Source organism: Sphingomonas hengshuiensis, assembly GCF_000935025.1.
Taxonomy (GTDB): domain Bacteria; phylum Pseudomonadota; class Alphaproteobacteria; order Sphingomonadales; family Sphingomonadaceae; genus Sphingomonas; species Sphingomonas hengshuiensis.
The window spans coordinates 3,977,199-3,991,609 of record NZ_CP010836.1; the positions used below are offsets into that span (position 1 = coordinate 3,977,199).

Consider the following 14,411-nt stretch of genomic DNA (forward strand, 5'->3'; position numbering starts at 1 on the left):
CTCGATATGCACTCCCCTTCCGCTCGCGGGAGGGGTTGGGGGAGGGCCTGAACGGCGTGAGTCGCGAGAGCCCCACCGTCGGGCCCTCCCCTAGCCCCTCCCGCGAGCGGGAGGGGGATTTTGTGGTCCTGCGCTTCACCGGAAACGCTCCTTGGTCAGATGGGTGATCCGGCAGGCGAGGTCGGCCTCGCCGCTCGCGACGATATAATGGCCGCCCGCATCCACGATGCCGGTGGTGAACACCACCGGGGTCGGCAGGTACATCTGGTGTGCGATATCGGCGGTCAGCGCCGGATTGGCCTCGAGCAACGGCGCCTCGTCCTCCTGCCGCAGGATGCGCGCGGGATCGTCGCGGTCGAGCAAGGCCCAGAAGCTGCGATAGACGCCGACCGACTCGCGCTTCTCGACGCCGTGATAGATCAGCATCCACCCCTCGGGCGTCAGCACCGGCGGGCTGCCGCCGCCGATCCGCTGGGTGCTGCTCGTCCCCCTGCGCGCGCGGATGCCGGGGGTGTCGAGCGGCTTCCAGTGCAGCCCGTCGGGGGATTGGGCCATGTGGATCGCGGGGCCGCCCAGCCACGGGCTGTCCTCGGGATAGGCGAAATAGCATTCGCCCAGCGGGCGGGTGAGCGCCATGAACTTGCCCCCCACCTTGCCCTCGAACAGCAGCATGTCCTTGTTCTGGTGATCGAGCACCACGCCGAGCAGCTTGTAATCCAGTCCGTTCACCGAATGGTACATCGCGGTGCAGTGGCGCTCGGCAGAGACGCCGCACACCGTCATCCACCAGCTTCCACCGACCAGGCTGATGCGGGCGTCCTCGACCCCATATTCGAGGAAGCTGGCCGAGGGCGCGATTGCCTTGTCATAATGGACCTTCACGATCGTCCGCGCGTCGCCGCTGATCTCGACCGGCAACAGCCAGGAAAGCGAGGTCAGCCCGAGCAGCGGCGGGCGGCGGTCCTTCAGCGCGAACTGGCGCGGGTCGCCCATGTGGATGCCCGAGACCGGATGGCGATCCAGCACATAGCCCGACGGCGTCCAGCGGATCGCCCGCGCGCAGTCGCCGTCCACCGGATCGACCAGCGCCTCCGCCACGCGCACCATCAGCAACAAATTGCCGCCCGGCAGCCGCGTCAGCCCGGGGTTGAAGGCGCCCAGCACATAGGTCGGCGCGTCGATCGACCCGCGCAGCGGCGAGCGCGTCAGGTCCACATCGTCCGGCCGAAAGATCAGGTAATCGTCGGACATTGCGGGCTCCCCTATGCTGTGCGCCGAACGGTGTCAGGCAGGCGTGGTTCCGCCTTGCAGCCGTTCGTGATGCCGGATCACTTCATCGATGATGAAGCGCAGGAATTTTTCGGAAAATTCGGGGTCGAGATCGGCCTGCTGCGCCAGCGCGCGCAGCCGCGCGATCTGGGCGTCCTCGCGGCCCGGATCGGCGGGGGGCAGGCCCGATTCGGCCTTGTACTGGCCGACCGCCTGGGTGACCTTGAACCGCTCGGCGAGCAGGAAGACCAGCGCGGCATCGATATTGTCGATGCTCTGGCGATAGCGTTGCAACATGTCGTCCGGCACCAGCGGCCCTCCCTTGGGCCCCTTTTGCGCGCGCCGCAGCCATGCGCAACCCCCAGACCCTTGCCTTTGCACCGCACAATCGCCAGAGCGCCTCTATGAGCGCTACCATCCATCGCTTGGGGCAACGGCCCGAGCCTTCGCTGGAACCCATGCTGTCGCTGGTCGCGCACGACATGAACCTGGTTAACGCGGTCATCCTCGATCGGATGCGGTCGGACATTCCGCTGATCCCCGAGCTGGCCGGGCATCTGATCGCGGGCGGGGGCAAGCGGATGCGGCCGATGCTGACGCTGGCGAGCGCGCAGTTGCTGGGCTATCCCGGCACGCGCCACCACCGGCTGGCCGCCGCAGTCGAGTTCATCCACACCGCGACGCTGCTCCACGACGACGTCGTCGATTCGTCGGACCTGCGCCGGGGGCGCCGCACCGCCAACCTCATCTGGGGCAATCCCGCCAGCGTGCTGGTCGGCGATTTCCTGTTCAGCCGATCGTTCGAGCTGATGGTCGAGGCCGAGAGCCTGAAGGCGCTCAAGATCCTGAGCAACGCCAGCGCGGTGATCGCCGAGGGCGAAGTCAACCAGTTGTCCGCGGTGCGCCGTCTCGACATTTCCGAGGAGCGGTATCTCGACATCATCGGCGCCAAGACCGCCGCGCTGTTCGCCGCCGCGTGCCGCATCGCCGCGGTCGTCGCGGAACGCAGCGAAGCCGATGAAGCCGCGCTCGACGCCTATGGCCGCAACCTCGGCATTGCGTTCCAGCTCGTCGACGACGCGATCGACTATGTTTCCGATGCGGGGACGATGGGCAAGGATGCGGGCGACGATTTCCGCGAGGGCAAGATGACGCTGCCGGTCATCCTGGCCTATGCGCGCGGCGACGAAGCGGCGCGCGCATTCTGGAAGGAAGCGATTTCGGGCCGCCGCATCGCCGACGAGGATTTCGCCGAGGCGATCCGCCTGGTCCGTGCCAGCCGTGCGGTGGACGACACGCTCGCCCGCGCGCGGCATTATGGGCAGCGCGCGATCGACTCGCTGGGCGGGTTCGCGTCGGGCGCCGCAAAGGACGCCATGGTCGAAGCCGTCGAGTTCGCCGTCGCGCGCGCCTATTAACGCCGGATCAAGCCTCGGCCTCCGGCTCGTCGCCGTCCTCGTCGACACCAAGCGCGTCTTCCTCGTCGCTGTCGAGCCGCTCCTCGATCGCTTCCACGATCAGGTCGAGCTGCTCATAGCTTGCCGAAAACTCCATCGTCTCGCCGTCTTCATCCTCGAGGTGGAGGACATATTCGCCCTCCGCATCGGTGGTGATCGTGAATTGCGCCAGGGTACGTGCCATGTCGAATGCTCCTTGCTTCGATTGCGCCTAACCCCGGTTTGGGGAATTGGTTGCGCGTGATGCCCGACAGCTTGCCGATCCATGCCGTGTTGCCCGACCTGCTAGGCGTGCTGCGCGAGTCGAGCAACGCCGTTCTCGTGGCGCCCCCCGGCGCGGGCAAGACGACGGCGGTGGCGCCCGCGCTGCTCGGCGAGGCGTGGTGCACGGGCGAGATCCTGCTGCTGAGTCCCCGCCGCCTTGCCGCGCGCGCCGCTGCCGAGCGGATGGCGGCGCTGGCGGGGGAGCCGGTGGGCAGGACCTTTGGCTATGCGACGCGGATGGACAGCAAGCGATCGGCGGCGACGCGCGTCACGGTGGTCACCGAGGGCATTTTCGTCAATCGCATCCAGTCCGACCCCGAGCTGGCCGGGGTTTCCGCCGTGTTGTTCGACGAAGTCCATGAACGCAGCCTCGACAGCGATTTCGGGCTCGCGCTCGCCCGCGATGCGCAAGGAGCATTGCGCCCCGATCTGCGGCTGGTGGCGATGTCGGCAACGCTCGACGGCGCGCGATTCGCCGGGCTGCTGGGCGATGCGCCGGTGGTGGAGAGCGAAGGCCGCAGCTATCCATTGACGCTGCGCCATATCGGGCGGGCGGCGGAGGGACGGATCGAGGATGCGGTGGCGGGCGCGATCCGAACCGCGCTGCGCGAGGCGGAGGGCGGGGTGCTGGCGTTCCTCCCCGGCGTGGCGGAGATCGAACGCACCGCCGAGCGGATCGCCGTGCCCGACGGCGCGGTACTCCACCGGCTCCACGGCAGCCTCGACCCCGGCGCCCAGCGCGCGGCGATCGCCCCCGATCCCGAGGGGCGGCGCAAGATCGTGCTGGCGACGTCGATCGCCGAGACCTCGCTGACGCTCGACGGCATCCGCATCGTCGTCGATTCGGGGCTGGCGCGCCGTCCGCGCTATGATCGCGCGGCGGGGATGACGCGGCTGGTGACCGAGCGCGCGAGCCAGGCATCGGCGACTCAGCGCGCGGGCCGCGCGGCACGGCAGGGGCCGGGGGTCGCCTATCAACTGTGGGAGGAAGCGGCGACCGCTGGGCTGCCGCGCTTCGACCCACCCGAGATACTCGAGGCCGACCTGTCGGCGCTGCTGCTCGATTGCGCGCTATGGGGCGTCGCCGATCCGCGCGACCTCGCCTGGCTCGACTCGCCGCCCGAGGCCGCGATCGCCGAGGCGCGCGCGCGGCTGACCGTGCTGGAGGCGATCGATAGCGATGGCCGCCCAACCGCGCATGGCAAGGCCATCGCCCGCCTGCCGCTGCCGCCCCGGCTGGGGCATATGCTGGTGCGCGCGGGCGAGCGCGGGATGGCGCGTACCGCGGCCGAAGTCGCGGTGCTACTCGGCGAGCGCGGGCTGGGCGGGAGCGATCCCGACCTCGAGCTGCGGCTGCGGCGCTGGCGGCAGGAGCGGGGGCCGCGGGCGGAGAATGGGCGCCGGCTGGCGGAGCGGTGGGCGCGGCTGGTGCCTGCAAAAGCGCCCCTTCCGCTTGCGGGAGGGGTTGGGGGAGGGCGTGACGGGCTCGCCGGGGATAGAGGCTCACCGTCGGCCCCTCTCCCCAGCCCTCTCCCCGCGAGCGGGGAGAGGGAGCTGGCTCTCGCCGCTTGCGTCGCGCTTGCCTTTCCCGATCGCATCGCGCGGCGGCGTGACGCTTCGGGCGAGACCTGGGCATCGGCGGGCGGGCGCGGGTTTCGGTTGGACGGGACGTCGCCGCTCGCACGCGCCGAATGGCTGGCGGTGGCCGAGACGCAGGGCATGGCGGCAGGCGCGCGCATCCTCTCCGCCGCGCCGATCGACACCGCTGCCGTCGAATCGCTGCTCGGCGATCGGATTGAGACGCGGCGGAGCGTGACCTTCGACGCCGGATCGGGCGCGGTGCAGGCGGTGCGCGAGCGGCGGCTTGGGGCGATCCGGCTGTCGAGCGGGCCCGACGCCGCCGCCTCGGCCGCCGAGATCGAGGCGGCGTTGCTGGAGGGGGTGCGGGTGCAGGGGCTGGGGTTGCTCCCCTGGTCCGACACCGCGCAGGCGCTGCGGATTCGCGCGGGCTTTACCGGCGACGAGACACTGGGCGATGCGGCGCTGCTCGCGGACCTCGACGAATGGCTGCCGCCGCTGCTGTCGGGCAAGCGCCGGCTGGACGCGATCGCGCCCGAGGGGCTGACCCAGGCGCTCCAGAACCGGCTTGGCTGGGACGGCCAGCGCGCGCTCGATCGGCTGGCGCCCGCGCGGTTCGAGACGCCAGCGGGGTCGAGCCACGCGATCAACTATGCCGCCGAGGGCGGGCCGCGCGTCGAACTGCGCGTCCAGTCGCTGTTCGGGCTGGCGACGCATCCGACGATCGGCAACGGCATCCCGCTGGTGCTCAGCCTCACCTCCCCCGCCGGGCGCCCGATCCAGACGACGCGCGACCTGCCCGGCTTCTGGGCGGGGAGCTGGACGGCGGTGGCGAAGGAAATGCGCGGTCGCTATCCGCGGCATCCCTGGCCCGACGATCCCGCCGGAGCCTCCGCAACACTGCGCACCAAAAAAGCCGATGCAAGACACGCCGGACCGCGTTAGAGCAGGCCCGAGTCCATTGGAGGCACGAGTGAAAACCGCCCGCATCTATCAGCGTCCCAAGAACGCCATGCAGTCCGGCCGCGCGCGGACCCAGAGCTGGGTGCTCGAGCTCGAATCGGGCCGCGCGCAAAAGGCCGATCCGCTGACCGGCTGGAACGGCGGCGCGGAGACCGTGAACCAGATCCGCCTGTCCTTCCCGACGCTGGAAGCCGCCAAGGCGCATGCCGAGCGCGAAGGCTATGCCTATCACGTGACCCCGGCGCCCGAGCGGAAGCTCAAGCTCCAGGCCTATGCGGATAATTTCCGCTAGACTGCTTACATCGGCGCTTGCACTCGGCGCCATGTTCGGCGGCGAGCTGGCCGTTGCTGCCCCGGGCGATCGCCCGTCAAAAACGCAAGCCAGCAAGCTGAACCGGAAAAACTCAGTGCCCCGTGCGCGGGAAGTTCAGAAAGCCGTGTACGCAAGTTGCGCAGACGCTCGAAAGGCCGGCGCTGCGCCGATCCGGCGGGGCGACACCGGATACAGCGCAAAACTGGATAGGGATGGCGACGGCGTCGCCTGCGAGCGTTAGCTCAGCCCAGCAGGCTCGGCCCCAGCACCAGCAGCAGCTTCCCGTCGATGGCATAGCCTTCCGCGCGCTTCGCCGCGACGAAGGCGGGAATGTCGGTCAGGGCTACGCGGTGGACGGTGATGTCCTCGCCGTCCACGCCGCCGCCGTCGCTCACGCGCGTCAGGCCCGTGGCGCGGGCGAGCGTGAAGCTCTCGCTCACCATGCCGGGCGACGGATAGAACGGGCCGATCAGCTCGACCGTGTCGCAGCGATAGCCGGCCTCTTCCTCCAGCTCGCGGCGGGCCGCTTCCTCGAACGTGTCCGAATCGTCATGGTCGCCGACGAGCCCCGCGGGCAGCTCGATCGAGCGTTTGCCCAGCGGCACGCGCATTTGCTCGACCAGCAGGACATGGCCGGCATCGATCGCGAGGATGGCGACGGCCCGCATGCCGCGCGCGCGGCCGACAAATTCCCATTTGCCCTGGCGTTTACCGACAAGCCATTTGCCTTGCCACATGATCTCGACGGGTTCTTCAGAGGTGCTCATAGCTCTATCAACCTATCCGGTAGCTCGTTGGTGTCACCCTCACTACGCGGGAAATGCTGCGCGAGCACAATACCGATTCGCGCTACCGCCTCGGCCATGCCGTCGCCGGGGCGCCCGTCCTTCACGGCGGCGACCAGAACCGCCATCGCCTCGCCCCAGACTTCCGCCGAAACCTTTGAGTGGATCGCGGCGTCGGCGATGATCTCGGCACGATGCTCGGCGAGGCTCAGATAGAGCAATACGCCCGTCGCCGCCTTGGTGCGATGCTCGGCGCTGGTGCGGAACAGCTTGAGCGCGCGGGCATGGACGCGCCGCGTCTTGGTCGCCCCCGGCGTCAGCAGCATCCGCAGCGCGTCGCGCGCGAGCAGCACCCGCACCACGAGGAAGGTCGCTGCGATCAGCACCAGCGCGAAGGTCAGATACCAATGCGGCGGCGTATCGGACCAGGGATCGATCAGCCGCGCGTGGAGCCACGCCACCGGCGCGGGCTGCCAGGCGAGCAGCGCCAGCACCAGCAGCATCCCCAGCACCGCCCAATGGAGCGCGACGTCGTGATAGGCATCGGAACGGCCCGCGACGATCGTGACGATCTCGCCATCGGTAGTGCGCTCCGCCTCGGTCACGGCAGCCGTGACGCGGGCGCGATCGGCTTCGGTCAATCGCATCACCAGCTCCCCGAGGCGCCACCGCCCCCACCTGAACCTCCGCCACCGGAGAAGCCGCCGCCGCCTCCGCCGCCACCCCAGCCGCCGCCGTCGCCACCGCCCCAGCCGCTTCCGCCGCCATGGCCGCCGCGGCTCAGCTCGCTGGCGATCGTCCAGAGCAGGATGGGCAGCGCGCCGCCATCGCCGCCGCTCCGGCGATAGGACCGCGATTCGCCCCACGGCCCACGCCGCGACTTGCGCCCGCTGCGCAGCATCGGAATCAGCACGAACGCCAGGATGATTCCCCAGAAGAGCAGCCCGACGGGAAACCCGCCGCTCTTGCGCTGGCGTTGCGCGGGCGCCTTGGCTGCGGCCTTGTCGCTCTCGGCCTTGGCGCGGGCCTCGGCGGCCTCGAGCGGCAATTTCATCTGTTCGGCGATCGCCTGCGCACCCGCCACGATGCCGCCGCCCATATCGCCCGCCTTGAAGCGCGGGGTTATGATGTCGCTGATGATCGTCCCCGACATCGCGTCGGTCATGATCGGTTCCAGCCCATAGCCGACTTCGATCCGCACCCGGCGGTCGTTGGGCGCGACGATCAGGATGATACCGTTATTGGCATCCTTCTGCCCGATCGCCCAAGCGCGGATCAACTGATAGCCATAATCCTCGATCGGATAGCCCTGCAGATCGGGGATGGTCGCGATGACGAACTGGCGCGACGATGCCTTCTCGACCTCGTCGGACAGCGCGGTCAGCTCCGCCTCCTGCGCCGGGCTGAGCAGGTTCGCGGCGTCGACGACGCGACCGGTGAGCTTGGGGAACGTCGGCTGTGCCTGCGCCGAGAACGGCAGCAGCAGCAACAGCGCGAGCAGGACGCGAACGATACTCATGCGGTGATCTCGCGGATAATCGAGGTGCTGCCGGCGACAATGCCGTCAGCCATCTTTCCCTGCCGGAAGTGCGGCAGGATGTCGGTATCAATGCGCAGCTCGCCCTCGGTGGGCGCGACGATCAGCGGCACGCCGTCCTCCGCTTCCACGCACCCGACACCCCGGGCGTTGCCGAGCGCGAGGCCATAATCCTCGCCCGGCAGGACGAGCGGCGGCGCCGGGATGCAAAGCCGGAGCGCCGCCGCCATCAGGACGGGTGTGAGGATCAGCTTGCGTTCCCGAAATCGACCGGCGGCGCGACGTCCGCCCCTGCCTTCGCCTCGAACGGCGTCATCGGCTTGGCGCCATAGAAGACCTTAGCGCCGATCGCGTCGGGGAAAGTGCGGATGCGGGTGTTATACGCCTGCACCGCGCCGTTATAGTCGCGGATCGAGATCGCGATGCGGTTCTCGGTCCCTTCGAGCTGGTCCATCAGCGTCTTGAAATTGCCCTGGCTCTGGAGCTGCGGATACGCCTCCTGCAGCCGCTGGAGCGACAGCGACAGGCCGTTCTGCGCCTGGTTGAACGCCGAGACCTTGGCCGGATCGGCCAGATCTTCGCCGCTGAGCTGGACCTGGGTCGCGCGGGCGCGGGCGCTGACGACGTCGTTCAGGATCTTGCCCTCGGACGCGGACGCACCTTTCACCGTCGCGACCAGATTGGGGATCAGGTCGGCGCGGCGCTGGTAGTTGGTCTGGACATCGGCCCATTTCGCCTTGGCATTCTCCTCGGCGGTGGGGACGCTGTTGAGCCCGCAGGCGGACAGCATCGCGGCTGCGGCAAGGGCAAGGGCGGCACGGAACTTCATCACTTGGCGATCCTCCGGATCATTATTCGCTGGTGTCTTATACGGTGGCAACACTGGAGCCCGAAAGCGAAATCGGACATGGTCCCGCCGATGGGCCGCGACAAGGAGGAACAGACGGCATGTTGAAGGAATTCCGGAGCTTCATCGCGCGCGGCAACGTGCTCGACCTCGCGGTGGGGGTGATCATCGGCGCATCGTTCGGGACGATCACCAAATCGCTGACCGACGACCTGATCATGCCGGTGATCGGCGCGATATTCGGGGGCTTCGATTTTTCGAGCTATTTCATCCGGCTGGGCGACGTGCCCGCAAACTACACCGGATCGCTCAGCAACTATGCCGCGCTAAAGGCCGCGGGGGTGCCGCTGTTCGGATATGGCGAGTTCATCACGGTGGTGATCAACTTCGTGATCCTCGCCTTCATGGTGTTCCTGCTGGTCCGCTTCGTGAACCGCGCGATCGCCGTGGTCGAGAAGGAAAAGGCCGAGGGCACTGCGGCCCCTGCGCCCGATCCCGAGGACATCAAGCTGCTCCGCGAAATCCGCGACGCGCTGGTCAACCGGCCCGCAGCCTAGGCCGCGGCGAGATCTTCCGCGACGGCATCGGCGAGGCTGGTGCCGTCCAGGATGCGCGCAGTCTCGTCGCGCACGCGCGCCATCGCCTGGCGGATCGCGCACGCAGCCTCGTCCTTGCAATCATTGCACGGGCGATAGGCGGTACGGCTGACGCAGGGAACCAGCGCGAGCGGCCCTTCAATCACCCGGATGATTTCGCCCAGCGAGATCAGGTGCGATGCGCGTGCCAGACGGTATCCGCCCATCTTCCCCCGCGTCGAGAACAGGAACCCCGCCTCGCGCAGATCCGCCAGGATGAGTTCCAGGAATTTGCGCGGGACATTGGCCTCCGCCGCGATCCGGTTCATCGGGATGGGGCTTCCGCTGGCGGGCTGTTCGGCGAGGAATAGCATTGCGCGGAGCGCGTAACGGGAACGCTGCGTCAACATGATGCAGTCCTCATGCCAATTTATTGCGGCCCTGTGAAGGCATCACCGGACCTTTTCCCAGGCCTTTTCATTGCGCGGCAACGCCCCTATATGCCGAATTGCCGGTTTCGACCGGCTATGGCGATAAAGGGTGTCGTAGACTAGATGCAGCGGACCCGGGGGCAGTACCCGGCGGCTCCACCATAAACCCCGGCGACGGGGCTTCTGACGGGGCCGAACCAGGATCGACGTGTATTGAAAGGCGATGTCTTTCGCTCGGAATGGGACCACCGTGACGGCCCATACACAAGTGCCAACGATAACGAAGCACTCGCTATTGCGGCGTAACCCCAAGGCTTAACGGCCTAAGGTTATTCTAAAATGCGCGGTTGGCCCGCACCGGGCAACAGAAGCGGAGTCCAGCGGTACGGGGAGCACCGGGCAACAGAAGCTCCCCACTTCCCCCTTTTGCCCAGCACGCGCGGGTCCGGTTCAGGCCGGAAGCGTCAGTTCCGCAGTCGTGCCCTGCCCGCCGTGGAGGCGGAAGCTGCCGCCCAATTGCGTCGCCAGCATCTTGGCAATCCCCAGCCCCAGGCTGGAACTGGCCTGCATGTCGAAATCCGCGCCCAGCCCCGCGCCGTCGTCGTGGACGGTGATCCGCAGCATGCCGCCATCCTGCGCACAGGTCAGTGCGATTCGCCCGCTGTCGCGCCCCGCAAAGCCGTGCTCGATCGCGTTGGCGACCGATTCGGCAACCACCAGTGCCACCGGCACCGCCGCATCGGGCGACAGCACCAGCGCTGCGGGATCGTGGATCGCGACCTCGACGCGCTTGCCCCCCGCCTCGACGATATCGGCGACCAGCGGGCCGAGCAGGTCGCCCAGCGGGATCGCGCCGCCATCCTCGCGATAGAGCTGGCGGCTGATCCGCCCGATTACGCCGATCCGCCGCGCCGATTCGTCGAGCGCGGCGCGGGCATCGGGATCGTCGATCCGGCGCTTCTGGAGCGTGAGCAGCCCGGCTGCGACCTGAAGATTGTTCGACACGCGGTGCTGAAGCTCGCGGAACAGAAGCGCGCGAGTCGTGGCGAGCGCACGATTGCGCTCGCGGGCATGGCGGAGACGGGCATTGGCGCGCTGCATCCAGAACACGATCGCGATGTCGGTCGCCGTGACGAACGCGTAGAAGGCCAGTGCCACGGCGGAGCCCAGCGTCAGGTTCAGCGTGCGCACCGGCGGGATGAAGAAATACCAGGCGAACAGCCCGCACAGCACCGCGGCGACCGCGCCCAGTTCGGCGCCGAACAGGAAGCTGGTCAGCAGCACCGCGGGGAAAAAGGTCAGATACGGGAAGCCGGGCGGCAGTACCCCGTCCGCCGCCAGCCGCGCCAGCAACGCAAGCCCGACCATGCCCAGCGTCGCCGCGACCGCCGCAAGCGGTCGGTCGCGCCAGATCGGCAGCCTTTCGATCCATCGGGTGGGTTCGGTTGGAAGCACATTACCTCATCAAGCCGGCTGCCGGAGACGCCGCCGCGACCACATAGCCTATCGGCAACCCGTCGTCGTGCGAAGCTGCATCTTTGGACCTGCAGCGAAAAGGGGCCCGCGTTGCCGCAGGCCCCCTTTGCTGTACGTCCGGGTGCGATGCGATCAGTCGCGATCGCCGGTCAGGAACGCGGGCAGGCCGATGTCGCCACCGTCCTCGCCCTTGCCGCCTTCCGAAGATTCGCGGCGCGGGCCACGACCCTCGGGACGCGGGCCGCGGTCGCCGCCGCCTTCGCGACGCGGACCACGCTCGCCGCCACGGCCGCCTTCGCGGCGACGGTCACCGCCGCGATCGGGGCGGTCGCCACGATCGCTGCGCGGACCACGGTCGCCGCCTTCACGCGGCTCGCGTGCCGGGCGGGTATCGGCCAGTTCTTCGCCGGTTTCCTGATCGACGACGCGCATCGACAGGCGAACCTTGCCGCGCGGATCGATCTCGAGGACCTTGACCTTGACTTCCTGGCCTTCGCTCAGGACGTCGGAGACCTTGTCTACGCGCTCGTTCTTGATCTCGGAGACGTGGACGAGACCGTCCTTGCCGCCCATGAAGTTCACGAACGCACCGAAATCGACGAGGTTGACGACCTTGCCGTTATAGACCTTGCCGACTTCGGCTTCCTCGACGAGGCCCTTGATCCAGGCGATCGCCGCCTCGATCTGCGCCGGGTCGGACGAGCTGACCTTGATCACGCCCTCGTCGTCGATATCGACCTTGGCGCCGGTCGTCGCGACGATCTCGCGGATCACCTTGCCGCCGGTGCCGATGACTTCCCGAATCTTCGACTTGTCGATCGTGAAGCTCTCGATCCGCGGCGCGTGCGCCGACAGTTCGCCGCGGGTCTCGCCCAGCGCCTTGGACATTTCGCCCAGGATGTGCGCGCGGCCTTCCTTGGCCTGGCTCAGCGCGACGCGCATGATCTCTTCGGTGATGCCGGCGATCTTGATGTCCATCTGCATCGTGGTGATGCCTTCGGACGTGCCCGCAACCTTGAAGTCCATGTCGCCGAGATGATCCTCGTCACCGAGGATATCGCTGAGGACGGCGAAGTTCTTGCCCTCCAGGATCAGGCCCATCGCGATGCCCGAAACCGGGCGCTTCAGCGGCACGCCGGCATCCATCATCGACAGCGAACCGCCGCACACCGTCGCCATCGACGACGAGCCGTTGCTCTCGGTGATGTCCGACAGGACGCGGATCGTGTACGGGAATTCTTCCTTGGTCGGCAGCACGGGGTGCAGCGCGCGCCATGCCAGCTTGCCATGGCCGACTTCGCGACGGCCCGGCGCACCGAAGCGGCCGACTTCGCCGACCGAATAGGGCGGGAAGTTATAGTGCAGCATGAAATGCTCGTAATTGAGCCCGTTCAGACCGTCGATCATCTGCTCGGCGTCGCGGGTGCCGAGCGTGGTGGTGCAGATCGACTGAGTCTCGCCGCGCGTGAACAGCGCCGAGCCGTGTGCGCGGGGCAGGAAGTGCACCATCGCCTCGATCGGGCGGATCTGGGTGGTGGTGCGGCCGTCGATGCGCTTGCCGTCCTTGAGGATGGCACCGCGGACGATTTCCGCCTCCAGCTTCTTCATCAGCTTGCCGGCGGCCATCTGGTCCTGCGGCGCGGCATCGGCGAACGCAGCCTTGCCCTTGGCGCGGGCTTCGTTGAGCAGGCCCGAACGCTTGGACTTGTCGGTCACCTTATAGGCGGCGGCAATGTCCTTGCCGATCAGCTTCTTCAGCTTGTCCTTGGCCGCCGACAAATCGGCCTGCTCGGCCATTTCCCAGGGGTCCTTGGCAGCCTTTTCGGCGAGGTCGATGATCGCGTTCACGGCCTGGCGGCACGCATTGTGCGCGAACTGGACCGCGCCGAGCATGACTTCCTCCGAAAGCTCCTTGGCTTCGGATTCGACCATCATCACGGCATCGCCAGTGGCCGCGACGACGAGGTCGAGATCGCCTTCCTTCACCTGATCCAGCGTCGGGTTCAGGATGTACTCGCCATCGACATAGCCGACGCGCGCGGCGCCGATCGGGCCCATGAACGGCACGCCCGAGATGGTGAGCGCGGCAGACGCGGCGACCATCGCCAGCACGTCGGGCTCATTCTCGCCATCATAGCTGAGCACCTGGGCGATCACGTTGATTTCGTTGTAGAAACCTTCCGGGAACAGCGGGCGGATCGGACGGTCGATCAGGCGGCTGGTCAGCGTTTCCTTTTCGGTCGCCCCGCGCTCGCGCTTGAAGAAGCCGCCGGGGATGCGTCCCGCGGCCGAATATTTCTCCTGGTAATGGACGGTGAGCGGAAAGAAATCCTGCCCTTCCTTGACCGAGCGTGCCGCCGTGACGGCGCAGAGCACGACGGTTTCCCCCAACGTCGCGAGGATCGCGCCGTCGGCCTGGCGGGCAACACGGCCCGTTTCGAGCGTCAGCGTCTTGCCGCCCCACTCGATTTCCACTTTCTTGATGTCGAACATTTTATTTCCTTCACTCCCCGCGCCCGATGCGCGAGGGGCCTATGAGCCGGACGTTCCGGCGAGGTGGCGGAGGGTTCCGCCGAGCGGCCCGCGCCGAATTGCGCCGGGCCGAAATGCAGAAACGGCGCCGCGAAGGCGCCGTCCCCAGTTTACTTGCGAAGCCCGAGCTTCGCGATCAGGTCGCCGTACCGGCCGGCGTCCTTCTTCTTCAGATAATCGAGCAGCGTGCGCCGCTTATTGACCATCAGCAGCAGACCGCGGCGCGAATGATTGTCCTTGCCGTGGATCTTGAAGTGCTCGGTCAGGTTGACGATGCGCTCGGTGAGGATCGCAACCTGGACTTCGGGGCTGCCGGTGTCGCCATCGGCGCGGCCATGTTCCTTGACGAGCGCGTCCTTGCGCTCCTGCGAAATCGTCATGTTT

17 protein-coding genes and 1 other RNA gene are annotated in these 14,411 nt (G+C 67.7%); 6 read left to right on the forward strand and 12 right to left on the reverse strand.

Features of this window, described 5'->3' with window-relative positions; translation table 11 throughout:
* Positions 1 to 135: 135 nt before the first annotated feature.
* Positions 136 to 1,251 (reverse strand): glycoside hydrolase family 130 protein, encoded by a 1,116-nt coding sequence (locus tag TS85_RS17975; protein ID WP_044334054.1) that lies wholly within the window; start codon positions 1,249 to 1,251, stop codon positions 136 to 138.
* A gap of 33 nt (positions 1,252 to 1,284) precedes the next feature.
* Complete coding sequence (locus TS85_RS17980; RefSeq protein WP_044334057.1) at positions 1,285 to 1,578, reverse strand: chorismate mutase; 294 nt, start codon at positions 1,576 to 1,578, stop codon at positions 1,285 to 1,287.
* 95 nt (positions 1,579 to 1,673) lie between these two features.
* On the opposite strand from TS85_RS17980, the gene TS85_RS17985 reads away from it, so the two are divergent.
* Entirely contained in the window at positions 1,674 to 2,687 is a 1,014-nt protein-coding gene (locus TS85_RS17985) for a polyprenyl synthetase family protein (RefSeq protein ID WP_044334059.1), read from the forward strand.
* A 7-nt stretch (positions 2,688 to 2,694) separates the two neighbouring features.
* Here the strand turns inward: TS85_RS17985 and TS85_RS17990 are convergent, their stop codons facing one another.
* Entirely contained in the window at positions 2,695 to 2,910 is a 216-nt protein-coding gene (locus TS85_RS17990) for a hypothetical protein (RefSeq protein WP_044334060.1), read from the reverse strand.
* A 59-nt stretch (positions 2,911 to 2,969) separates the two neighbouring features.
* Between TS85_RS17990 and hrpB the strand changes: the two genes are divergently transcribed.
* Genes hrpB through TS85_RS26155 form a run of 3 tightly spaced genes read left to right on the forward strand, consistent with a single transcriptional unit; the run spans position 2,970 to position 6,085 of the window.
* A complete protein-coding gene (gene hrpB, locus TS85_RS17995; RefSeq protein WP_044334061.1) occupies positions 2,970 to 5,513 on the forward strand; it encodes an ATP-dependent helicase HrpB in 2,544 nt (847 codons plus the stop codon).
* Positions 5,514 to 5,541: 28 nt separating this feature from the next.
* Positions 5,542 to 5,823: an ETC complex I subunit gene (locus TS85_RS18000; protein ID WP_044334063.1), complete on the forward strand. Its 282-nt coding sequence runs from the start codon at positions 5,542 to 5,544 to the stop codon at positions 5,821 to 5,823.
* Between the two features lie 31 nt (positions 5,824 to 5,854).
* Positions 5,855 to 6,085 carry an excalibur calcium-binding domain-containing protein gene (locus TS85_RS26155; RefSeq protein ID WP_227698530.1) on the forward strand — a complete coding sequence of 77 codons (231 nt, stop codon included), beginning with the start codon at positions 5,855 to 5,857 and terminating at the stop codon, positions 6,083 to 6,085.
* Position 6,086: 1 nt separating this feature from the next.
* Here TS85_RS26155 and TS85_RS18005 read toward each other — a convergent pair whose 3' ends face one another.
* From TS85_RS18005 to TS85_RS18025, 5 genes are read right to left on the reverse strand one after another with little or no spacing between them, the layout of a single operon-like run.
* Complete coding sequence (locus tag TS85_RS18005) at positions 6,087 to 6,611, reverse strand: NUDIX hydrolase (protein ID WP_044334065.1); 525 nt, start codon at positions 6,609 to 6,611, stop codon at positions 6,087 to 6,089.
* The gene (locus TS85_RS18010; RefSeq protein WP_044334067.1) at positions 6,608 to 7,276 is read right to left on the reverse strand and encodes a TPM domain-containing protein; all 669 of its coding nucleotides are present in this window, start codon (positions 7,274 to 7,276) and stop codon (positions 6,608 to 6,610) included. Before TS85_RS18010 ends, TS85_RS18005 begins: the two co-directional genes overlap by 4 nt.
* Positions 7,276 to 8,148 (reverse strand): TPM domain-containing protein, encoded by an 873-nt coding sequence (locus tag TS85_RS18015; RefSeq protein WP_044334069.1) that lies wholly within the window; start codon positions 8,146 to 8,148, stop codon positions 7,276 to 7,278. The genes TS85_RS18010 and TS85_RS18015 overlap by 1 nt, the downstream gene beginning before the upstream one ends.
* Positions 8,145 to 8,396, reverse strand: coding sequence for a TPM domain-containing protein (locus TS85_RS18020; RefSeq protein ID WP_044334071.1), 252 nt, complete (start codon positions 8,394 to 8,396; stop codon positions 8,145 to 8,147). The genes TS85_RS18015 and TS85_RS18020 overlap by 4 nt, the downstream gene beginning before the upstream one ends.
* A gap of 17 nt (positions 8,397 to 8,413) precedes the next feature.
* Positions 8,414 to 8,995 carry a LemA family protein gene (locus TS85_RS18025; RefSeq protein WP_044334072.1) on the reverse strand — a complete coding sequence of 194 codons (582 nt, stop codon included), beginning with the start codon at positions 8,993 to 8,995 and terminating at the stop codon, positions 8,414 to 8,416.
* A 119-nt stretch (positions 8,996 to 9,114) separates the two neighbouring features.
* Between TS85_RS18025 and mscL the strand changes: the two genes are divergently transcribed.
* Complete coding sequence (gene mscL / locus TS85_RS18030) at positions 9,115 to 9,570, forward strand: large conductance mechanosensitive channel protein MscL (RefSeq protein ID WP_044334073.1); 456 nt, start codon at positions 9,115 to 9,117, stop codon at positions 9,568 to 9,570.
* Here mscL and TS85_RS18035 read toward each other — a convergent pair.
* Positions 9,567 to 9,998 carry an RrF2 family transcriptional regulator gene (locus tag TS85_RS18035; protein ID WP_044334074.1) on the reverse strand — a complete coding sequence of 144 codons (432 nt, stop codon included), beginning with the start codon at positions 9,996 to 9,998 and terminating at the stop codon, positions 9,567 to 9,569. The two genes, mscL and TS85_RS18035, sit on opposite strands and share 4 nt — an antisense overlap.
* 60 nt (positions 9,999 to 10,058) lie before the next feature.
* On the opposite strand from TS85_RS18035, the gene ssrA reads away from it, so the two are divergent.
* Positions 10,059 to 10,398, forward strand: a transfer-messenger RNA (tmRNA) gene (gene ssrA / locus TS85_RS24825).
* A 71-nt stretch (positions 10,399 to 10,469) separates the two neighbouring features.
* Here the strand turns inward: ssrA and TS85_RS18040 are convergent.
* From TS85_RS18040 to rpsO, 3 genes are all read right to left on the reverse strand, one after another.
* A complete protein-coding gene (locus tag TS85_RS18040; protein ID WP_044334076.1) occupies positions 10,470 to 11,474 on the reverse strand; it encodes a sensor histidine kinase in 1,005 nt (334 codons plus the stop codon).
* A gap of 153 nt (positions 11,475 to 11,627) precedes the next feature.
* Entirely contained in the window at positions 11,628 to 13,988 is a 2,361-nt protein-coding gene (pnp, locus tag TS85_RS18045) for a polyribonucleotide nucleotidyltransferase (protein WP_044334077.1), read from the reverse strand.
* Between the two features lie 149 nt (positions 13,989 to 14,137).
* Complete coding sequence (rpsO, locus tag TS85_RS18050) at positions 14,138 to 14,407, reverse strand: 30S ribosomal protein S15 (protein WP_044334078.1); 270 nt, start codon at positions 14,405 to 14,407, stop codon at positions 14,138 to 14,140.
* Between the last annotated feature and the right edge of the window lie 4 nt (positions 14,408 to 14,411).